This is a genomic window from Epilithonimonas sp. UC225_85 (genome assembly GCF_042695135.1).
Lineage (GTDB): Bacteria > Bacteroidota > Bacteroidia > Flavobacteriales > Weeksellaceae > Epilithonimonas.
Window position 1 is genome coordinate 668,887 of record NZ_CP170547.1, and the last position, 20,407, is coordinate 689,293.

Consider the following 20,407-nt stretch of genomic DNA (forward strand, 5'->3'; position numbering starts at 1 on the left):
AATAAACGGAGGAGAACTTTGACTGATTGCAACCTCAATAAAAAATGCTAAAACAGATGTTTTTTCTCTTTTAGTTCCTTTTTACAATCACTTAGTTTATCCTCAACAAATTAATATAAAAGGAATTTATTTATGTCTTACTTATTTACGTCCGAATCAGTTTCTGAAGGACATCCTGATAAAGTAGCAGATCAGATCTCTGACGCGCTTATCGATCATTTTTTAGCTTACGATAAAAATTCAAAAGTAGCTTGCGAGACGCTTGTAACCACTGGTCAGGTTGTTTTGGCTGGTGAAGTGAAGTCAGAAGCTTATCTTGATGTTCAACAAATTGCAAGAAATGTTATCAATAAAATTGGCTATACAAAAAGCGAATATATGTTCAACGGTGATTCTTGTGGTGTAATTTCTGCGATCCACGAGCAGTCTCCGGATATCAACCAAGGTGTTGACAGAACATTGGACGAAACCGATTTCGAAACCAGAGCAAATGCTCAAGGTGCCGGCGATCAGGGAATGATGTTCGGTTATGCAACCAACGAAACCGAAAATTATATGCCATTGGCATTAGATATCGCTCATCAAATCCTAAAAGAATTAGCTGATCTTAGAAGAGAAGGTACATCAATTCCATATCTTCGTCCAGATGCAAAATCTCAGGTAACGATTGAGTATTCTGATGATCACAAACCAGTGAGGATAGATAGTATCGTGGTTTCTACACAGCACGATGATTTCGGAAGTGAAGAAGCGATGCTGGCTAAAATTAAAAAAGATATCGTCGAAATTTTAATTCCAAAAATTAAGGCAAAGCAAAAGCCGGAAATTCAGGAATTATTTAATGATGATATCAAATATCATATTAATCCAACCGGAAAATTCGTGATCGGTGGTCCTCACGGTGACACAGGCCTTACAGGAAGAAAGATCATCGTAGATACTTATGGTGGAAAAGGAGCTCACGGAGGTGGCGCTTTCTCAGGAAAAGATCCTTCCAAAGTGGATAGAAGTGCAGCTTACGCAACAAGACATATTGCAAAAAACTTGGTTGCAGCTGGTGTTGCAGATGAGGTTTTGGTTCAGGTTTCTTATGCAATCGGTGTTGCAGAACCTTGTGGACTTTATATCAATACATACGGAACTTCCAAACTGGATATTAATGACGGCGAATTGGCTAAAAAAGTTCAGCAATTGTTTGATCTTAGACCTTATGCGGTTGAGAAAAATCTTAAGCTGAGAAATCCAATTTATATTGAGACAGCAGCTTACGGACATATGGGAAAAGAGTATTACGTAGCTGATAAAACTTTCAACAAAGGACTTAAAAATGAATTAACTTTGAAAGACCTGGAATTTTTCACTTGGGAAAAACTGGATCGAGTAGAGGATATTAAAAAGGAATTTGGGTTATAAAAACCTATTTTTTTAGAAATCTTGAACTGCTTTGTCTTTGGATGAAGCAGTTTTTTTATATTTGGATTTAAATTTACCTTACAGAAATTCAAACATCTCTTTTGCTATTTTTGTCGTATATAAGATTAAATAAAAATGAAATCAAAACTCTATATCATAATTCTGTTGTTTGCCTTTTGTGGTCTTGCAAAATCTCAGCTTACAATGCACAAATTCATCACAGCGGGCTACGTTTATCAAAACCAGAGTTACGGGGAAATAGGCGGCAAATTACTCTTTTTGAGTAATGATGACGTTCTTTTCCGGGTAGGAGCTTCAGCCTTGATGGGTTCAACAAATAATAAGTTTGCGATAATGCCAAAAGTGAACGCAGATTTTCTGTTAAATTTTCAAAAAAACGTTGACTTCTACCATGCCCATTATTTTATCTTAGGCGCAGAAGCAACAACAAAATATGTAGCTCCGAAGGCGGGTTTCAGTCTTTTTGGGATTTTGGATCTAACAGGGGGTTACGGCTTTTCAGTAGATAAAGAAGGGATAAATGGTAAAGAATTAAAAGGATTAAATATCAATTTCACAATAAATATCCCATTAGTTGTGATTAATTGATTTAACTTTTTGAATTTATTTGAATCAAATTAAAGAAATATGAAAGTTTAACAATTCATTAACATTTTGTTTTATCTTTTTTATTACTTTTACAAACCCTAAAAAGTAGCGTATAGAAAAAATTTACTTCAAAAAAAATTAAAAGCAAAACCGCAGAGGAAAAATTGATTATTAATATAATTGATTGTCTTTCGGGTTCAATAATTTAAGAAGTAAATGTTATGAAAACGCAAACTGATAGCCAACTGATTCTGAAATATCAAAACGGTGATGAAAAATCACTTTCTATTTTGATAAACAAACACAAAAAAGATCTTTTCAGCTTTATCTATTACAAATTGATGGATGAAGATCTGGCCAATGATATCTTTCAGGATACATTTATGAAGATCATCGTAACACTCAAAGAAGGCCGTTACAAAGAAGAAAACAAATTCATTCTTTGGGCAAAACGTATTGCCCATAACTTGATCATCGACCATTTCCGCCTTCAGTCAAAACATATCAAAGTTTCCGAAACATCTTATGAGAATGAAGAGTTTTCGATTTTCGATATCATCAAAGAACCGGAAAATAATATAGAAGACCGATTGATAGATAAGCAGATCAATGATGACCTCTTGAGAATGCTCGTCATGCTTCCGGAAAATCAGCAGGAAGTTATCAAGCTTAGATTTTTTGACGGTCTCAGCTTCAAAGAGATTGCAGATCATACAGATACGAGTATTAACACAACTTTGGGTCGTGTAAGATATGCTTTGATTAATCTGAGAAAAATAATGGAAGAACATAAAATTATTTTAACAAAATAATAATAAAGATTTTCTTTTGGCGTTATTGTTGTAAAAGTCAGCCTATGAAAAAAAACGACACTTTAACAACGAAAGCTTTGATGCCTAAAAAAGAAATAATCGATTTTCTGATGAACTATTCCAAAAATATTCATCCAATAAAAACTAAGAACAGGAAAACCATTTTAGTTTCAAAGAACTAAGCATTTTTAGATTTTTTAATAATTGATTTTTATGATTGAACTTTCCTACGTGGATCAAAAATGATTAGATTTGTGCCTTATGAAAAACATAAGGCACATTTTTTTTGATCTTGATAATACACTTTGGGATCACCGCAGAAATGCATATTTGACAATCAAAGAATTATTTTCTCAACAGAAAATATCAGAACAATATAATATCGATTTTGAATTATTTCACGATGCTTATCATGAAATTAACGAAAAACTCTGGGAACAGATCCGGGATGGCGAGATCGACAAAGAATATCTGAGAAAGCACCGGTTTTATGATACTTTTTTAAGGTTCGATGTTGATGATCAGGATCTCGCTGATTATTTCGAGCATCATTTCTTAGACGAAATTTTGAAATATAATGAATTGGTTCCCGGCGCGGCTGATCTTTTAGATTATCTCGAAGCTAAAAATTATAAAATGCATATCATCTCGAACGGTTTCCAGGAAGTGACTGAGAGAAAATGCGTTTTGTCCGGTATTGCAGACTATTTTGAAACCATTACGAGTGCAGATTCAGTTGGCGTGAGAAAACCTAGACCGGAAATTTTCCAACATTCTTTGGACCTTGCAAGAGCTGAAAAAAATGAAAGCATCTTAATTGGCGACGATTGGATTGCAGATGTAAAAGGTGCGCAGAGATTTGGGATTGATGTGATTTTCTTTGATGTTTATAATGATGATCCTCAGGAAGAAAATCTGAAAGTCATCAAGCATTTATCAGAAGTCAAAGAATATTTATAAAATAAAAGCCTTTCAATTCGAAAGGCTTTTATTGTGTTTTGAAGTTTTGAATTAAATTCCCAAACTTTCTCTAACTCTTGTAATTGTTTCCAACGCTATTTTTCTTGTTTTCTGCGCTCCTTCCTGAAGTTTAGCTTCTAGCTCCTCAAGATGTGTCATATAATAATTGAAAGTCTCTCTTTCCTTAGCAAATCTTGTCAGAATCAGATCTAACAATTCTTTTTTGGCGTGTCCGTAACCGTAATTTCCAGCCAGATATTTTGCTCTTAATTCCTCAGTCTGTTCAGACGTTGCAATCAAAGCATAGATGGCAAAAACTTTATCCGTTTCAGGATCTTTTGGATCTTCAAGTGGTGTGGAGTCCGTTTCGATGGACATTACCTGCTTTTTCAGTTCTTTTTCAGGAAGAAAAATGTTAATGATATTTCCCCTTGATTTAGACATTTTGTGTCCATCGGTTCCGGGAACATATTTTGTGTCTTGCTGCAATTCTGCTTGAGGCAAAACCAAAACTTCTCCCATTTGATTATTGAATCTTGACGCAACATCCCGTGCGATTTCCAAATGCTGAAGCTGATCTTTTCCAACTGGAACGATTTCCGCATCATAAAGCAAAATATCAGCTGCCATCAGGATTGGATAAGTGAAAAGTCCGGCGTTGACGTCACTTAATCTGTCCGCTTTGTCTTTAAAAGAATGCGCCAATGTCAGTCTCTGATAAGGAAAAAAGCACGACAAATGCCAGGACAATTCGCAGGTTTCAGGAATGTCACTTTGTCTGTAAAAAAAAACTTTGTCTGTGTCTAATCCGCAAGCAAGCCAAACTGCAGCCGTCTCGTAAGTGTTTTCTTTAAGTTCGATTGCGTTTTTGATCTGAGTTAAAGAATGAAGATTCGCAATGAACAAGAAAGATTCGTTTTCCGATTTTTTTGACAATTCGATAGCGGGAATGATTGCTCCCAAAAGATTTCCCAAATGCGGCGTTCCGGTAGATTGTATTCCTGTTAGGATTCTGGACATTAAGATTTAGATTTTAGATTTTAGATTTTACAAAATTCAGTCAACAAAAATAGGAAAGATAAAATGTTTAACAAAGAATTGATCGATGGTATTTATTTAATTTCAATTTTTTCTCCGCCAAATTTCGGATCTACATCAAACAAAAAATCCCAAAACACTTTTACTCTAGCCAGTTTTTCACGTGCATTTGTTTTGAATCCTGCTTCTTTATCAACATCTTTTGCATTATAACCATAAGCCTGGATTCCGTTTCTGTGAGCAAGATAAACAGCACGTTCATTATGGAATCGCTGTGAAATTACGATAAATGATTCCTGTCCAAAAATTTCCTTAGCCCGAACCACAGAATCCAAAGTTCTGAATCCGGCAAAATCTTCATAAATCTTATCAGCTGGAACGCCCAATTTAATGAGCTCGTTTTTCATATCTTCCGGCTCATTGTAATTCTTTCGGGAATTATCGCCGCTTGCAATAATGTTTTGGATTTTTCCCGAATGAAAAAGTTTTGCTGCAGCTTCGATTCTGTAAGTAAAATAAGGGTTTGGACTTCCGTTATCAAGAGTTTTGCTTGTTCCTAAGAGTAAACCGACTTTTTCGTTTGGTACTTTTGATATTTCCGAAGTCACATTATCTTCTGCCTCACTGTCAATTGTAAAGTTTGCCCAAAGAACAAAAAGAACTGATAATCCGAAGAAAATCAGTCCCGTAATTAATATTGTTTTGAAAATTTTCATACGTTAAAAATCCAATCCGTTCGGAAAAGCTTTCTTTCTGAAAATATATAGGAACAACGCACCAATGGTGATAGAGCTGTCTGCAACGTTGAATATGTATTTGAAGAATTCTATCCGGTTGCCGCCCAAAACAGGAACCCAATCCGGCCAAACGGTATCAACCAAAGGAAAGTGCAGCATATCAACCACACATCCTTTCATTAGATCCGAATAACCGTGACCTATTTGTATGAGTTTGGAAACGCCTTGATAATCTATCCATTGTCCCGAAGCTGCATCATAAAAGGTTCCACTATTAAATATAACACCATAGAAAATACCGTCAAAAACATTCCCGATGGCGCCGGCAAAGATCATTGCCATTGGGATCAATAAGTAATTTGAAGCACCTTCTTTCAGCCATTTTTTGAATAGAAAGATCATCCCGATCGCAAGCGCAACTCTTAAAATGATTAATGCGTATTTTCCCCATAATCCTCCGAAATGCAGTCCGTAGGCCATTCCGGGATTTTCAACAAAAGTCAGTTTGAACCAGCTGAGTCCAAAAACATTCACGCTTTCGCCAAGATAGAAATGCGTTTTGATGAAGATTTTCGAAGCTTGATCAATGAGAAGAATAAGTAATGCAACTAATATTATAATTGTTTTTTTCTTCATTACAATCCTTTTGGTTTAGGCGTTCTTGTGATTTTTTTATCTTTTCTGTCGCTGATTTTTTGGATCGTTTTCTTATTATGAAAATTATTTTTCGTGTGAAATTTTTCAAATTCGATGTTCATATCCTTCAACACACTTTTCAGTGCCGTCAGTTCCATTGCATTTTTCGGATGTACGATTATGGATTCCATTTTTTAATTTTTTTGATCTAAATTGGAGATGATATTTGATTTTTCCCGAAAGAAAAATTTTTGCAAATGTAATTCAAATTACTTATTTCTTAGATAATTCGTCTAACCTTTTGCGTTCTTTTTCGGTGAGGTCATTCAATCCGTTTTTTCCGATTTTGCTTAGGAGTTCGTCGATCTCGTCTTGACGTTCTTTCCGTTTTGCATTGAACTCATCATCGATCGTATAATATTTCTGTTCGGGCTTGAAAATGTTTTTGACAGACTCATTCTTAAAAACAAAAAAGCCGATTATAACAACTAAAAGTAAAATAATAATTACAGTCATCCTTATAAAAAAAATACAAAGCAGAAACACCAGAGATGCTTCATACTTTGTAAATTATACTTTTTACAACAATAAAGTGTTATCGCTGCATATTTTTAGCTTCAATACTCAATGTTGCGTGAGGAACAGCCTTTAATCTTTCCTTAGGAATCAGTTTTCCTGTCACTCTGCAGATGCCGTAAGTCTTATTTTGAATACGGATCAATGCGTGTTTCAGATCACGTACAAATTTTTCCTGTCTTCCTGCGAGGATAGAATTCTGTTCTTTGCTTAGCGTCTCTGCACCTTCTTCAAATGCTTTGAAGGTTGGCGAAGTATCATCTGTGCCATTATTTTGGTCATTGATAAAACTTTCTTTTATAAGAACAAGATCTTTTTCTGCTTTTGCAATTTTATCTTGGATCAATTGTTTGAATTCTTGTAGGTCTGCGTCGCTATATCGTAATTTTTCGTCGGCCATTTCCATCGTTATTAATTGTTCAAATTTTTATTTTTTCAGCTTTTTTTGAATTTCAGCAGCCACGCTTTTTTTATTAATAGACAAGTATAGAAATAAAATTTAAAAAATATCAATAAAGAATTATCAATTCACAATTTCTTAACAATAATAAAAAATCGTTTATTTTTTCTCAACTTTTATCTTGAATTTTTCTTCATCTATCTCTATTTCGTCAAAATTCGAGAGTGAATTTACAAATTCTATTTTATCTGACAATACTTCTTCAGAAATATATGCATTATTGTTAATAAGTTCTTTCTGGAATGGCGAATTCTCTTCTAATTGGATTGATATTCTGTCCGTTAAATCAAAATCTTTTTCCTTCCTAAGATTCTGAACCCTGTTGATGAACTCTCTCGCAATTCCTTCCGATTTCAATTCATCCGTGAGTGTCAAATCTAATGCCACAGTTGTTTTTCCTTCGCTAGCAACGGTCCATCCGGGGATATCTTTGGTAAATATCTCAACGTCATCTGTCGTGATTTCGTATCCGGAAACAGTAGCTTTTCCTTCTTTTTCTAATGAAGCAATCTGCTCAGAAGTGAAGTTGGAGATTTCTCCGGCAACCGTTTTCATATCTTTTCCTAATCTCGCCCCAAGGGTTTTGAAGTTCGGTTTGATCTGTTTTACAATAAGATGCGAGGCTTCTTCGGAATTGATGATTTGTAATTCCTTCACATTCACTTCTTGTTTGATTAACTCAGAAACGGCTAAAATCTGTTCCTCCGTTTTCTTATCCAAAACAGGAATCATCACTTTTTGAAGTGGCTGACGAACTTTTACATTTTCTTTTTTTCTTAACGAAAAAACCATTGATGTGATTTGCTGGGCCAAATGTGTTTTCTCAACCAAATCCTGATCGATCAGGCTTTCATTCACAACTGGAAAATCTGTCAGGTGAACAGAATTTACCAAATCTTTTCCTGTCACTTTATTTAGGTCCTGGAATAACTGATCCATAAAGAATGGCGCAATTGGCGCAGAAAGTTTTGCAACCGTTTCCAGACAAGTGTAAAGCGTTTGGTAAGCAGAAATTTTGTCATCAGAATAATCACCTTTCCAGAAACGTCTTCTGCAAAGTCTTACATACCAGTTCGATAAGTTGTCATTAACAAAATTATTGATTGCTCTTGATGCTTTTGTCGGTTCGTAATCTTCGTAGAAAAATTTCACGTCTTTTATTAATAAATTTAATTCAGACAAAATCCAACGGTCGATTTCAGGTCGATTCTCGATGTTGCTTTCCAAGTATTTGAAACCGTCAACATTCGCATATAAAGCAAAGAAAGAGTAAGTATTGTAAAGCGTTCCGAAGAATTTTCTTCGCACTTCATCAATGCCCTCAATATCGAATTTCAAATTTTCCCAAGGATTCGCATTGGAAATCATATACCAACGCGTCGCATCCGGCCCGTAAACGGAAAGTGTTTCGAATGGGTCAACGGCGTTTCCGAGACGTTTGGACATTTTCTGTCCGTTTTTGTCCAAAACCAAACCGTTTGAAACGACATTTTTATAAGCAACAGAATCAAAAACCGTCGTTGCAATTGCGTGCAAGGTGTAGAACCAACCACGAGTCTGGTCAACACCTTCTGCAATGAAATCTGCCGGGAAAGCCTTGTTGTTGTCAACTTGTTCTTTGTTCTCAAACGGATAATGCAATTGCGCATAAGGCATCGCTCCGGAATCAAACCAAACATCAATCAAATCGCTTTCGCGCTTCATCGGTTTTCCGGATTCAGAAACCAAAATGATTTGGTCCACAATATTTTTGTGAAGGTCAACTTTTGCGTAATTTTTCTCAGACATATTTCCGATTTCAAAACCTTTGAAAGGATTTTCTTTTTGGAAACCGGCTTCGATGGATTTTTCTATCGCATTGTACAATTCTTCCACAGAACCGATTAAAACTTCTTCTTTTTTATCCTCAGTTCTCCAAATCGGCAACGGAATTCCCCAATATCTTGAGCGGGAAAGATTCCAGTCGTTGGCATTTTTCAGCCAGTTTCCGAAACGGCCTTCACCTGTGGATTTTGGTTTCCAGTTGATGGTTTCGTTCAAATCGAACATTCTGTCTTTCACATCAGTCACTTTAATGAACCAAGAATCTAATGGATAATACAGCAAAGGCTCATCAGTTCTCCAACTGTGCGGATAACTGTGAACATATTTTTCAACCTTAAAGGCTTTGTTTTCTTTTCTTAATTTTAATGCAATTCTCTCATCAACAGAAAGATACGCTTTCAAATCTGAGATAATTGATTTTAAATTCTCTTTCTGAATATTGAATTCTACAGATTTTTCATCCTCATTAAGATATTCTCCCTTTACATATTCATTCGCAAAACCGTAAGTTTCATCGCTTACAATTGATAAAAATCGACCTTGCATATCAACCAACGGGACAGGATTTCCATTCTCGTCTAAAACCAACATCGGCGGAACTTCAGGCGTTGCTTCTTTCGCCACTTTCGCATCATCTGCGCCAAAAGTCGGCGCGGTGTGTACGATTCCTGTTCCGTCTTCAGTCGTTACAAAATCTCCTGCAATTACTCTGAAAGCGTTTTCCGGATTTTGATAAGGTTTGGCATAATCCAAAAGTTGCTCATATTGAATTCCGACCAAATCAGCACCTTTGAATTCTGCTAAGATTTTATATGGAATTACTTTTGTCTCAGAAGTGTAATTGGCGAAATCTTCATCTGTTCCTTCCACATATTTTTTCGAAAATTGTTTTCCAACCAAAGCTTTCGCCAGAACAATATTAATTGGCTCAAAAGTATATTGGTTGAAAGTCTTTACCAAAACATAATCGATTTTTGGTCCGACAGTCAAAGCCGTGTTGGAAGGTAAAGTCCAAGGCGTTGTCGTCCAGGCAAGAAAATAAACATCAGATTTTGGTTGCTCATTGTCAAATTCTGCCCAATGCAAAGCGCCTCCACAAGTGGCTCCTGCAATTTCAGAAGTATCTATTTTGGAATCAGAATAAGCAATTGCTGATAATTTTTTCCAGGTTTCGCTTGCGTTTTCCGGTGCTTTTTGGATTTTAAATTGCGCCACAACGGTTGTGTCAGAAACATCACGGTAAGCACCTGGTTGATTGACTTCGTGGGAAGATAAACCTGTTCCTGCTTTTGGAGAATAAGGCTGAATTGTGTAACCTTTGTACAGCAAACCTTTATCATAAATCTGTTTCAAAAGCCACCAGACCGACTCCATATATTTTGGTTTGTAGGTGATGTACGGATTTTCCATATCCACCCAATAACCGATTTTTTCGGTCATATCGTTCCAAACATCGGTGTATCGCATCACGGCGTTTTTACAAGCTTCGTTGTATTCTTCGATGCTGATTTTTTTGCCAATGTCTTCTTTGGTAATTCCCAATTCTTTCTCAACGCCCAATTCCACAGGAAGGCCGTGCGTGTCCCAACCTGCTTTTCTGAAAACCTGTTTTCCGGATTGCGTTTGGAAACGACAGAAAATATCTTTAATCGCTCTCGCCATCACGTGGTGAATTCCAGGCATTCCGTTGGCGGAAGGCGGTCCTTCATAAAAAACAAATTCCGGTTGTCCTTCGCGGATTTCTACGGATTTTTTGAAAGTATCGTTGGTTTTCCAAAATTCTGCGACGTTTTTTGCAGTTTCGGTAAGGCTAAGATTTTTATATTCGGTGAACTTGCTCATTTTCAATGTCTGAAATCTGTTTCTGATAGATTAAGTTTGCGAATTTAGTGATTTTTGTCGATTTTTAAAGCATCTTTTATACGCTTTCTGAATGTTAAAAACTTCAAATTCAGAATCATAAAATTGGTTTATGTTTTTATAAATTTGTCACATAAAATTATCATCCTTGGAACTATACCCAACCATTGAAAAATCCGATTTAAAATCAATCAAAACCTTTCAGGAGAGTAAATTGAAAGAACTTTTGGTTTACTTAAAATCCAATTCACCGTTTTATCAGAAATTATTTAATGACAATAAAATTGATATTAATGAAATCAAAACGCTGGAAGATTTAGCAAGAATCCCGACGACTTCTAAGAATGATATTCAGGCGAACAATCAGGATTTTTTCTGTGTTCCTCAAACTGAAATTGTGGATTACAGCACGACTTCCGGAACTCTGGGAGATCCTGTAACTTTCGGATTATCAGATAATGATCTTGAAAGGTTGGCTTACAACGAAGCGATTTCTTTTGCCTGCGCAGGAATCCAAAAAGGAGATGTAGTGCAGATGATTACAACCATCGATAAAAGATTTATGGCTGGTTTAGCTTATTTTCTCGGGCTTCGGAAAATGGGTGCGAGCGTTGTGAGAATGGGACCTGGGATTCCGGAATTGCAATGGGATTCGATTTTCAGATATAAGCCGAAATATTTGATTACCGTTCCGTCTTTTCTTTTGAAAATGATAGATTATGCAGAGAAACACGGCATTGATTATAAAAATTCGAGCATTTACGGCGCAATCTGCATTGGTGAAGGTCTTAAAAATCAAGATTTCACAGATAATATTCTGTCCCAAAAAATTAAAGAAAGATGGGATATTCAATTGTTTTCAACATACGCTTCTACAGAAATGAGCACGGCTTTTACGGAGTGTGAATTCCAAGTTGGCGGTCATCATCATCCGGAACTCATCATCACAGAAATCCTTGATGAAAATGAAAATCCCGTGGAAGAAGGCGAAAGTGGCGAATTGACCATCACAACTTTAGGTGTAGAAGCGGTTCCGTTATTAAGATTTAAAACCGGAGATTTGGTAAAAGCGCATTACGAACCATGCAAATGTGGAAGAAATACAATGCGGCTTGGTCCAGTCTTGGGAAGAAAACAGCAGATGATCAAGTACAAAGGAACCACACTTTATCCGCCAGCGATGAACGACATTATGAATGATTTCAGAAACGTTTCCTGTTATCAGATTGTCATCAAATCAAACGAAATCGGCTTGGATGAAATCATTATTAAAATAAGTACGGAAGACGAAATCGAAAATTTTGTGGATGAAGTGCGAGATCATTTCCGTGCAAAACTGAGAGTCAGCCCAAAAATTGAAGTTTTGGATTTTGAAGTGTTGTCGAAAAATGTCTTTAATCCAAATAGCCGAAAACCAATTAATTTTATAGATTTACGAAATTAAAATTTGACTCAATTAATAACTATGAAAAAATTATTATTACTTGTCGTTCTTATGTTTACGACAATTACATTTGCTCAAAATCAATTGAATTTTGAATTCGGAACTTTTGATTTTTTGAAAGACCAAACTGAAGTTAATGTGCAACTCAAATTTGAAAATGTACTTTTCCAAGCAGAGAACTATACAGAAGCACAATACCTTGAAAGAAGAAAAACCGAAACTTTAGCAAAGAAAAATGCTGCAGCCTGGCAAAAATGGATAGATGCCTGGCAGAATTATAAAGACACAGAATATCTAAATTATTTTCTGAAAGGTGTAAATGGATGGTCAAAGAAAGTTGTTTTCAAAAAAGATGTTAAAGCAAAATATACTTTGATCATTGATACAAAATGGGTCTATGCTGGCTGGCACGCTGGTTTGGTTGCACAAGAAGGAAAACTGACATCAGATCTGATCTTTGTAGAAACTGATAATCCGTCTAAAGTTATAATGAAATTACAAGGTGCTGAAGTTTTGGGCAAGCAGAGTAATAAAGATTTCACGATGGAGTATGGCAGGATTGCCGCAGCTTATGAAGTGACCGGAAAACTAGTCGGAAAGGCTTTGAGAAAAGTTGTTAAATAATATAAAAACGGTCTGAAAATCTTCAGACCGTTTTTTGTTGCTCCAGTTTTTCTAACTTAATAAAATTCGCAAGGTTCTTGATTGCGGTATCATGTATTCTCACAAAAGTATTTTCTTTGTTCCAGACGTAACCAGCAAGAACGGCACAGATTTTTCGCTTTACATCGGGATTTTCCGGCTGATGGAAAAATAATTCCTGTAGATTTCCCGTGTACCATTCTTTCACATAAGTCGTAAAAACATTTACACCGTATAAAATGTAGTCAGAATATTCCTTTTGCCAATCGATGGTCTCGCCATTTATTTGTCTTAGGGCTAATTTTGCTGCCAACATTCCGGATTCTGTGGCAAACGCCATTCCTGATGAGAAAACTGGGTCCAAAAATTCAGATGCATTTCCGGTCAAAGCAAATCCATCTCCGAATAATTTTTTGACGGAACAGGAATAATCTTTCAAATGTCTCGGTTCAAAAAGAAAATCCACATCTCCGAAACGTTTAACGTAATAATCGGAAAGTGAAATGGCTTTTCTTAAGGCTTTCGTTGTATCACCATTCTCGGATAATTTATCAATATAATCAGTTGGCCCAACGATTCCGACGCTTGTATTGCCGTCAGAAAAAGGAATCACCCAAAGCCAGACTTCGGTTTCGATAATATCAAATGAGATCAAAGTTCCTTCTACACCTTCTTCTCGATTAATGTCTTTAACGTGAGAGAAAATAGCTGAATGTGGAGACAATTTCGACGGTTTTTCCAGATCTAATAATCTTGGCAAAACTCTTCCATACCCGCTGGAATCGATGACGAATTTTGCGTGGATTTCCTTCGTTTCGCCGTTTTTATTTTTAACTGTGGTGATGGAATCTGTTCCATTGAATTCTATTCCGATAACTTCAGTTTCAAATTCCAGATCGATACCTTTGTTGATGACTTCCTGAGCCAAAGTGTTGTCAAAATCTGCTCTAGGAACCTGCCACGTCCAATCCCAGCCTTCCCCGAATTTGTTACTGAAATCGAAAATACAAACCTCATTTCCGCGCATAAAACGGGCACCCAGTTTCTTTTCAAATCCCATTTTGTCAAGTGCAGGAAATAATCCGGCTTCTTCAAAATGATCCATCACTCGTGGAATCAGGCTTTCGCCGACAACCAATCTGGGAAATAGTGTTTTTTCAACAACTTTTACATTGATGTTGTTCTTTTTGAGAAAAGCAGAGGAAACGCAGCCCGAAGGTCCGGCTCCGATAACCAAAACATCAACAATTTCTTTGTCCATTTGTTTAATAAAACTTTTATCTTTGTCGCAAAATTAATGACAATATATTTAATTATATTACAAATTTATCTTTTATTATTATAATTAATGAAAATTAGCAACCATCTAAATATTAGAGATTTCCAGAAAATAATCATTGAAAATGAAAATATAGAATTGGACGATTCGCTTTTACAAAGAGTGAATGCGAGCTTCCGGTTTCTTAAAGAATTTTCTAAAAATAAAGTAATCTATGGTGTCAATACCGGTTTTGGACCGATGGCTCAATTCAAAATTAATGATGAGGACACGCATCAACTTCAATATAATCTCATCAGAAGCCACTCTTCCGGCATTGGAAATCCCTTGCCTGCAGATGAGGTGAAGGCTTGTATGCTGGCGAGACTCAACACGTTATCGCTTGGTCGTTCGGGTGTTCATGATTCTGTTATTTATTTACTTAAAGAATTGATAAACAGGAATATTACGCCGTTGATATTCGAGCACGGCGGTGTTGGTGCAAGTGGCGATCTGGTTCAATTAGCACATTTAGCTTTAGTATTAATTGGTGAAGGCGAGGTTTTTTACAAAGGCGAAAGAAAATCGACGAAAGAAGTTTTTGAAACTGAAGGTCTTGAACCAATCAAAGTGGAGATCCGTGAAGGTCTTGCGTTGATGAACGGAACTTCCGTGATGTCAGGAATTGGAATTGTCAACTCTTACAAAGCCAATCAGTTAACTGAAATTTCTATCAAATTATCTTGTGCCATCAACGAGCTTGTTCAGGCTTATGATGATCATTTTTCAGAATCGCTTAATGCAACCAAAAAACATTTGGGACAACAGAAAGTGGCGGAGAAAATGCGCTCATATTTGTCTGACAGTAAATTAATTAGAAAAAGAGAAGACCATCTTTATACAAGTTTCGAAGAACAGGACAAAGTTTTCAAGGAAAAAGTTCAGGAATACTATTCTTTGAGATGCGTTCCGCAGATTTTGGGTCCGGTTCTGGATACTTTGGAATATTCGGAAGAAGTTCTTGAGAATGAGATCAACTCTGCGAACGACAATCCAATCATTAATGTTGAAGATCAGCACGTTTATCATGGCGGAAATTTCCACGGTGATTATATTTCGCTCGAAATGGACAAGCTCAAAATCGTTGTGACGAAACTGACAATGTTAGCCGAAAGACAATTGAACTACTTGTTAAATGCTAAGATCAATGAGATTTTTCCGCCTTTCGTCAATTTGGGTAAGCTGGGATTCAATTTTGGGATGCAGGGTGTTCAGTTCACAGCGACTTCTACAACCGCAGAAAGCCAAATGTTATCCAATCCAATGTACGTTCACAGTATTCCGAATAATAATGATAATCAGGATATTGTAAGTATGGGAACCAATGCAGCGGTGATTTGCAGAAAAGTAATTGAGAATGCTTTCGAAGTTCTGGCGATTGAGGCAATCACAATCGTTCAGGCGGTGGAATATCTTGGTTTTCAAGATAAGATTTCATCATCGACGAAAGAATTATATACGGAGATCAGAAAAATAATTCCTGCATTTTCAGAAGATATGGTGATGTATCCTTATCTCGAAAAAGTAAAACAATATCTGAAAAGCTATAAGTAATATGAAAAAATTATCCGTTTTTTTTCTGTTAAGTTTTGTGCAAATGTTCTTTTCACAAGAGCTGGCTTTGGTTAAAGAAAATTCTAAGATTGGATTTATCAATAAGTCAGGCGATTACGTAATCCAGCCAAAATTCGAAGCTGCAAAAAGTTTCTCAGACGGCTTAGCAGCTGTAAAAGTAGGTCAGTTCTGGGGATTTATCGAAAAAGATGGAAATATGGTAATTGATCCAACATTTACTAATGTAAAAGATTTCCACGACGGAATTTGCATTGTAGAAAAAGACAAAACCTGGTTTTATATCAATAAAAAAGGTGAAAAACTGACGATGCCAAATTCTGACAAGCTTTATGACTTTAACGATGGCTTAGCTTTTATGAAAGCAGGAGATAAGATTGGAGCTTTTGACAAGGAAGGTAAAATAATTATCCCTCAGGAATATACTATTATTAAGCCTTTTCAAAACGGTTTTGCCAGGATTTATAAAGATAATCACTGGGGAATTATTGATAACAAAGGCAATATTGTTGTTCCTCTGGAATATTCGGATATCGGAGAATATGTCAATGGAATGGCCTGGGCTCAGAAAGTTCTTACTCTAGGTATTATTGATGGAAAAGATTTCAATGCGGTGGATGGAGCAGACAAGATTTGGGATTTTGGAAATCAGCCAATGACGTATGCCCGGAAAAATAAAAAGATAGGATTTGTAGACAGAAAAGGGAATTGGATTATCGAACCTAAATTTGACAAAGCCAGAGGTTTTAATCAAGATCTTGCGCCCGCTTACGTTGATAATAAATGGGGATTTATTGATATAAAAGGTGACTTCATCATAGAACCGGCTTACAACGATGCAGAGGTTTTCAGCAATGATGGTCTTGCTCCTGTGAAGGGAAAAGATTGGGGATTTATTGATAAAACAGGGAAATTAATTATCCCAATGGATTATGATATTTCTGTAAGTTTCGGATTCAATGAGAAAAATAAAGGTTTCAATAACGGAATTTCCAGAGTCAAAAAATCAGGAAAATGGGGTTTTATTGATAAATCAGGAAACCTGTTAGGGAACAAATGGTTCTCTAACGCAGAACTTTTTCAAAACTAAAAATAGTAACCAATGAAATGTGCAATCATAACAGGAGGATCCAGAGGAATTGGTAGAGCAATCTGTCTGAAATTGGCAGAAGAGAAAAACTATCATATTCTTATTAACTATACTTCGAATGAAGCAGCTGCAAAGGAAACCTTAGCTAAAGTTAAAGAGCTTGGCTCTACCGGAGAAATTCTTAAATTTGATGTTGGTAATGCAGAAGAAACTTTGCAAGTTCTTGGCGATTGGCAGGAGAAGAATCCGGAATCTTTGGTAGAAGTGATTGTAAACAACGCTGGAATCACAAGAGACGGACTTTTTATGTGGATGAAATCCGAGGACTGGAATTCTGTGATCAACACAAGTTTGAACGGTTTTTTCAATGTGACCAATTTTTTCATTCAGAAACTGTTAAGAAACAAATACGGAAGAATCATCAATATGGTCTCTGTTTCCGGAGTGAAAGGTACCGCTGGACAAACCAACTATTCGGCTGCAAAAGGCGCAGTTGTTGGCGCTACAAAGGCTTTGGCTCAGGAAGTTGCTAAAAGAAATATCACGGTAAATGCAGTTGCGCCGGGATTTATAAAAACCGATATGACGCAGGATTTTGATGAGAATGAGTTGAAGGCAATGATTCCGGCAAACCGTTTTGGTGAAGCAGAAGAAGTGGCAGATCTGGTGGCTTTTTTGGCTTCAAGAAAATCATCTTACATCACAGGTGAAGTGATTAATATCAATGGAGGAATTTACTCATAATCAATATTATAAGTAGAATATTTGCAAATGGAAAATAGAGTCGTCATCACCGGAATGGGAATTTATTCCTGCATTGGGATCTCTTTGGAAGAAGTCAAAGAGTCGCTCTATCAGGGGAAATCCGGAATTGTTTTGGATGAGGAAAGAAAAGAATTTGGTTACAGATCAGGTTTGACCGGTCGTGTTCCGAAGCCGGAACTGAAGTCACTTCTCAACAGAAGACAGCGCATCAGTATGGGCGAAGAAAGCGAATATGCTTATCTGGCTACCATCGATGCTTTGAAACAGGCTGGGATTGAACAGGCGTTTTTAGATAATAATGAAGTAGGGATTTTATACGGTAATGACAGTGTTTCTCAGGCAGTTGTAGAGGCGATTGACATTGTAAAAGAAAAGAAGGATACAACCCTGATGGGCTCTGGTGCAATTTTCAAATCAATGAATTCCACTGTGACGATGAACCTTTCCACGATATTCAAACTTAGAGGAATTAACCTGACGATTAGCGCTGCTTGTGCCAGCGGTTCGCATTCTTTAGGATTAGCTTATATATTGATTAAGAACGGGATGCAGGATATTGTGGTTTGTGGAGGCGCACAAGAAACCAACAAATTCTCAATGGCAAGTTTCGATGGATTAGGCGTTTTTTCTGTTCGTGAAGATGAACCGGCGAAAGCCTCAAGACCTTTTGATTCCGACAGAGATGGACTGATTCCAAGCGGCGGTGCAGCAACCTTAATTGTTGAAAGTCTGGAATCTGCACAAAGAAGAGGTGCCAATATTTTAGCAGAAATTGTCGGTTACGGTTTCTCATCCAACGGCGGACATATTTCCACACCCAATGTGGACGGTCCAACTCTGGCAATGGAAAGATCTTTGAAACAGGCCGAACTCTCACCAAAAGATATCGATTATATCAATGCTCACGCAACTTCAACCCCCGTGGGAGACGCGAATGAAGCCAAAGCAATCTATGAGATTTTCGGAAACGAAATTCCTGTAAGTTCTACCAAATCCATGACCGGACACGAGTGCTGGATGGCCGGCGCAAGCGAAATTATTTATTCTATTCTGATGATGCAGAATGATTTTGTCGCACCGAATATCAATCTTGAAAATCCAGACGAAGACGCTAAGAAGATTAATCTCATAACTGAAACAAAAAATCAAAAAATTGACGTATTTTTGTCGAATTCTTTCGGATTCGGAGGTACAAACTCCGCATTGATTGTTAAAAAATTTGTTTAAATAAAGTTATGGAAAAAGAAAAAATTGTTGCTGTTGTAAATGATTTTTTGGTTAATGAATTTGAAGTTGATCGTGATGATATTTTAAATGATGCCAACTTCAAGACTACACTGGGCTTGGACAGTCTGGATTATATCGATATGGTCGTGGTTATCGAATCTAATTTTGGGGTGAAATTAGGTGAGGCAGACTTCAAAAAAGTCATCACGTTTGAAGATTTCTATAACACGATAGAACAAAAAATCAGTGAAAAGGTGTAACAATTTTTTCAATCTAGCAATGTAACATTATTTTGAATTATTGTTAAACTGTTAAATTGATTCATTGTTAAATTGAAACTATGAACAAATGGAAAGGCAAATCCAAGGGAACGATATTAGGCTACCGGATTTTCGTCTGGTGCATCAGGAATATCGGAATCCGTAGTTCATATTTTGTTCTCTATTTCGTTGCGACTTATTACTTCATTTTCGAGAAGAAAAGCAACCAATATATCTCTTATTATTTCAAAAAAAGACTGAATTACAGTGCTTTGAAAACCAAATTGTCCGTTTTCAAAAGCTATTTTATTTTTGGTAAAGTTCTGATTGACAAAACCGCCATTTCCGTAGGATTAAGAAGCCGATTCACCTACGAATTCGACGGTATCGAAAACCTCAAAAATCTTCTCGCAGAGAAAAAAGGGGGCGTTCTCATCAGCGCACACATCGGAAATTTCGAAATCGCCGAACATTTTTTTTCTGACATAGATTTTGATGCTCAGATTAATTTGGTCACAACAGACCAGGAAGTTACCGTTATTAGGGAATATATGGAAAGTATTTCCGTCAAGAAAAGCAACATCAAATCCATCTATGTGAAAGACGATATGTCGCATATTTTCCAGATTAATGAAGCTTTATCCAACAACGAGCTGATTTGTTTTACAGGCGACCGATATTTCGAAGGTTCAAAATTTCTGGAGGCAGAATTACTCAATAAAACTGCCAAATTTCCCGCAGGACCTTTCCTCATCGCCTCCAGATTGCGCGTTCCCGTGGTTTACGTTTACGTGATGAAGGAAAAAAATCTCCATTATCATCTCTATGCAAGAGTCGCTCAGAACATCAAAAACCGAGATTCACAAGGCTTACTCAACTCCTACGTCCAAAATCTGGAATCGATGCTCAAAAAATATCCGCTCCAATGGTTCAATTACTTCGACTTTTGGGACAATATTGATTGATTTTCAATATATTTATGGCAACTTAATCCGTCTATAGTTTATCCTGAGCGAAGTCGAAGGGATCCCAGTTGTCACTCTGAGGCTCTCGAAGAGTCCACTCAAGCCGGGCTGCAGATTCAACGCTAAATGTATTGCTTTGATGAGTTTACGTCTTTGCGAATCTTAAAGTGTTCACAATAATTTTTTATATACCTTAGCG

General features: G+C 36.6%; 21 protein-coding genes. 13 read left to right on the plus strand and 8 right to left on the minus strand.

The window, feature by feature from the left end; all coding sequences use genetic code 11:
* The first annotated feature begins 132 nt into the window (after window positions 1–132).
* From metK to ACFJGY_RS03200, 5 genes are all read left to right on the plus strand, one after another.
* Entirely contained in the window at window positions 133–1,413 is a 1,281-nt protein-coding gene (gene metK, locus ACFJGY_RS03180) for a methionine adenosyltransferase (protein ID WP_379968055.1), read from the plus strand.
* 135 nt (window positions 1,414–1,548) lie between these two features.
* A complete protein-coding gene (locus ACFJGY_RS03185; RefSeq protein ID WP_379968057.1) occupies window positions 1,549–2,022 on the plus strand; it encodes a hypothetical protein in 474 nt (157 codons plus the stop codon).
* A gap of 221 nt (window positions 2,023–2,243) precedes the next feature.
* Entirely contained in the window at window positions 2,244–2,834 is a 591-nt protein-coding gene (locus ACFJGY_RS03190) for an RNA polymerase sigma factor (RefSeq protein WP_379968059.1), read from the plus strand.
* Between the two features lie 44 nt (window positions 2,835–2,878).
* Window positions 2,879–3,016: a hypothetical protein gene (locus ACFJGY_RS03195; RefSeq protein ID WP_232704573.1), complete on the plus strand. Its 138-nt coding sequence runs from the start codon at window positions 2,879–2,881 to the stop codon at window positions 3,014–3,016.
* A 79-nt stretch (window positions 3,017–3,095) separates the two neighbouring features.
* Window positions 3,096–3,794 (plus strand): YjjG family noncanonical pyrimidine nucleotidase, encoded by a 699-nt coding sequence (locus ACFJGY_RS03200; RefSeq protein ID WP_379968062.1) that lies wholly within the window; start codon window positions 3,096–3,098, stop codon window positions 3,792–3,794.
* Window positions 3,795–3,845: 51 nt separating this feature from the next.
* On the opposite strand, the gene trpS is transcribed toward ACFJGY_RS03200, so the two are convergent.
* From trpS to ileS, 7 genes are all read right to left on the minus strand, one after another.
* A complete protein-coding gene (gene trpS / locus ACFJGY_RS03205; RefSeq protein ID WP_379968064.1) occupies window positions 3,846–4,814 on the minus strand; it encodes a tryptophan--tRNA ligase in 969 nt (322 codons plus the stop codon).
* 92 nt (window positions 4,815–4,906) lie between these two features.
* Window positions 4,907–5,548, minus strand: coding sequence for a vancomycin high temperature exclusion protein (locus ACFJGY_RS03210; RefSeq protein WP_379968066.1), 642 nt, complete (start codon window positions 5,546–5,548; stop codon window positions 4,907–4,909).
* Between the two features lie 3 nt (window positions 5,549–5,551).
* Entirely contained in the window at window positions 5,552–6,205 is a 654-nt protein-coding gene (locus ACFJGY_RS03215; protein WP_379968068.1) for a lipoprotein signal peptidase, read from the minus strand.
* Window positions 6,205–6,396, minus strand: coding sequence for a DUF2683 family protein (locus ACFJGY_RS03220; RefSeq protein WP_379968070.1), 192 nt, complete (start codon window positions 6,394–6,396; stop codon window positions 6,205–6,207). The genes ACFJGY_RS03215 and ACFJGY_RS03220 overlap by 1 nt, the downstream gene beginning before the upstream one ends.
* Before the next feature lie 82 nt (window positions 6,397–6,478).
* Entirely contained in the window at window positions 6,479–6,721 is a 243-nt protein-coding gene (locus tag ACFJGY_RS03225; RefSeq protein ID WP_379968072.1) for a DUF6576 domain-containing protein, read from the minus strand.
* 79 nt (window positions 6,722–6,800) lie between these two features.
* The gene (locus tag ACFJGY_RS03230; RefSeq protein ID WP_379970095.1) at window positions 6,801–7,181 is read right to left on the minus strand and encodes a TraR/DksA family transcriptional regulator; all 381 of its coding nucleotides are present in this window, start codon (window positions 7,179–7,181) and stop codon (window positions 6,801–6,803) included.
* A 159-nt stretch (window positions 7,182–7,340) separates the two neighbouring features.
* The gene (gene ileS, locus ACFJGY_RS03235; protein ID WP_379968074.1) at window positions 7,341–10,907 is read right to left on the minus strand and encodes an isoleucine--tRNA ligase; all 3,567 of its coding nucleotides are present in this window, start codon (window positions 10,905–10,907) and stop codon (window positions 7,341–7,343) included.
* Between the two features lie 166 nt (window positions 10,908–11,073).
* Here ileS and ACFJGY_RS03240 point away from each other — a divergent pair, with 166 nt between their 5' ends.
* Entirely contained in the window at window positions 11,074–12,369 is a 1,296-nt protein-coding gene (locus ACFJGY_RS03240) for a phenylacetate--CoA ligase family protein (RefSeq protein WP_379968076.1), read from the plus strand.
* 21 nt (window positions 12,370–12,390) lie between these two features.
* Window positions 12,391–12,993 carry a hypothetical protein gene (locus tag ACFJGY_RS03245; RefSeq protein ID WP_379968078.1) on the plus strand — a complete coding sequence of 201 codons (603 nt, stop codon included), beginning with the start codon at window positions 12,391–12,393 and terminating at the stop codon, window positions 12,991–12,993.
* A gap of 22 nt (window positions 12,994–13,015) precedes the next feature.
* Here the strand turns inward: ACFJGY_RS03245 and ACFJGY_RS03250 are convergent, their stop codons facing one another.
* Window positions 13,016–14,272: an NAD(P)/FAD-dependent oxidoreductase gene (locus ACFJGY_RS03250; RefSeq protein ID WP_379968080.1), complete on the minus strand. Its 1,257-nt coding sequence runs from the start codon at window positions 14,270–14,272 to the stop codon at window positions 13,016–13,018.
* Between the two features lie 87 nt (window positions 14,273–14,359).
* On the opposite strand from ACFJGY_RS03250, the gene hutH reads away from it, so the two are divergent.
* From hutH to ACFJGY_RS03280, 6 genes are all read left to right on the plus strand, one after another.
* A complete protein-coding gene (gene hutH / locus ACFJGY_RS03255; RefSeq protein ID WP_379968082.1) occupies window positions 14,360–15,883 on the plus strand; it encodes a histidine ammonia-lyase in 1,524 nt (507 codons plus the stop codon).
* A gap of 1 nt (window position 15,884) precedes the next feature.
* Window positions 15,885–16,991 carry a WG repeat-containing protein gene (locus ACFJGY_RS03260; protein WP_379968084.1) on the plus strand — a complete coding sequence of 369 codons (1,107 nt, stop codon included), beginning with the start codon at window positions 15,885–15,887 and terminating at the stop codon, window positions 16,989–16,991.
* A gap of 12 nt (window positions 16,992–17,003) precedes the next feature.
* On the plus strand, window positions 17,004–17,735 hold the full coding sequence (gene fabG, locus ACFJGY_RS03265) for a 3-oxoacyl-ACP reductase FabG (protein WP_379968086.1): 732 nt from the start codon (window positions 17,004–17,006) through the stop codon (window positions 17,733–17,735).
* Between the two features lie 27 nt (window positions 17,736–17,762).
* Complete coding sequence (locus ACFJGY_RS03270; protein WP_379968088.1) at window positions 17,763–18,983, plus strand: beta-ketoacyl-[acyl-carrier-protein] synthase family protein; 1,221 nt, start codon at window positions 17,763–17,765, stop codon at window positions 18,981–18,983.
* Window positions 18,984–18,991: 8 nt separating this feature from the next.
* Window positions 18,992–19,243 (plus strand): acyl carrier protein, encoded by a 252-nt coding sequence (locus tag ACFJGY_RS03275; protein ID WP_379968090.1) that lies wholly within the window; start codon window positions 18,992–18,994, stop codon window positions 19,241–19,243.
* Window positions 19,244–19,323: 80 nt separating this feature from the next.
* A complete protein-coding gene (locus tag ACFJGY_RS03280) occupies window positions 19,324–20,208 on the plus strand; it encodes a lipid A biosynthesis acyltransferase (protein ID WP_379968092.1) in 885 nt (294 codons plus the stop codon).
* Window positions 20,209–20,407 lie beyond the last annotated feature (199 nt).

Bases quoted from the DNA above. Each gene is read 5' to 3' on its own strand.
- ACFJGY_RS03190 (WP_379968059.1), top strand. From the start codon at position 2,244: ATGAAAACGCAAACTGATAGCCAACTGATTCTGAAATATCAAAACGGT.
- metK (WP_379968055.1), top strand. From the start codon at position 133: ATGTCTTACTTATTTACGTCCGAATCAGTTTCTGAAGGACATCCTGAT.
- ACFJGY_RS03250 (WP_379968080.1), bottom strand. From the start codon at position 14,272: ATGGACAAAGAAATTGTTGATGTTTTGGTTATCGGAGCCGGACCTTCG.
- fabG (WP_379968086.1), top strand. From the start codon at position 17,004: ATGAAATGTGCAATCATAACAGGAGGATCCAGAGGAATTGGTAGAGCA.
- ACFJGY_RS03210 (WP_379968066.1), bottom strand. From the start codon at position 5,548: ATGAAAATTTTCAAAACAATATTAATTACGGGACTGATTTTCTTCGGA.
- ACFJGY_RS03270 (WP_379968088.1), top strand. From the start codon at position 17,763: ATGGAAAATAGAGTCGTCATCACCGGAATGGGAATTTATTCCTGCATT.
- ileS (WP_379968074.1), bottom strand. From the start codon at position 10,907: ATGAGCAAGTTCACCGAATATAAAAATCTTAGCCTTACCGAAACTGCA.
- hutH (WP_379968082.1), top strand. From the start codon at position 14,360: ATGAAAATTAGCAACCATCTAAATATTAGAGATTTCCAGAAAATAATC.
- ACFJGY_RS03215 (WP_379968068.1), bottom strand. From the start codon at position 6,205: ATGAAGAAAAAAACAATTATAATATTAGTTGCATTACTTATTCTTCTC.
- ACFJGY_RS03260 (WP_379968084.1), top strand. From the start codon at position 15,885: ATGAAAAAATTATCCGTTTTTTTTCTGTTAAGTTTTGTGCAAATGTTC.
- trpS (WP_379968064.1), bottom strand. From the start codon at position 4,814: ATGTCCAGAATCCTAACAGGAATACAATCTACCGGAACGCCGCATTTG.
- ACFJGY_RS03275 (WP_379968090.1), top strand. From the start codon at position 18,992: ATGGAAAAAGAAAAAATTGTTGCTGTTGTAAATGATTTTTTGGTTAAT.
- ACFJGY_RS03195 (WP_232704573.1), top strand. From the start codon at position 2,879: ATGAAAAAAAACGACACTTTAACAACGAAAGCTTTGATGCCTAAAAAA.
- ACFJGY_RS03185 (WP_379968057.1), top strand. From the start codon at position 1,549: ATGAAATCAAAACTCTATATCATAATTCTGTTGTTTGCCTTTTGTGGT.
- ACFJGY_RS03220 (WP_379968070.1), bottom strand. From the start codon at position 6,396: ATGGAATCCATAATCGTACATCCGAAAAATGCAATGGAACTGACGGCA.
- ACFJGY_RS03230 (WP_379970095.1), bottom strand. From the start codon at position 7,181: ATGGCCGACGAAAAATTACGATATAGCGACGCAGACCTACAAGAATTC.
- ACFJGY_RS03225 (WP_379968072.1), bottom strand. From the start codon at position 6,721: ATGACTGTAATTATTATTTTACTTTTAGTTGTTATAATCGGCTTTTTT.
- ACFJGY_RS03280 (WP_379968092.1), top strand. From the start codon at position 19,324: ATGAACAAATGGAAAGGCAAATCCAAGGGAACGATATTAGGCTACCGG.
- ACFJGY_RS03200 (WP_379968062.1), top strand. From the start codon at position 3,096: ATGAAAAACATAAGGCACATTTTTTTTGATCTTGATAATACACTTTGG.
- ACFJGY_RS03245 (WP_379968078.1), top strand. From the start codon at position 12,391: ATGAAAAAATTATTATTACTTGTCGTTCTTATGTTTACGACAATTACA.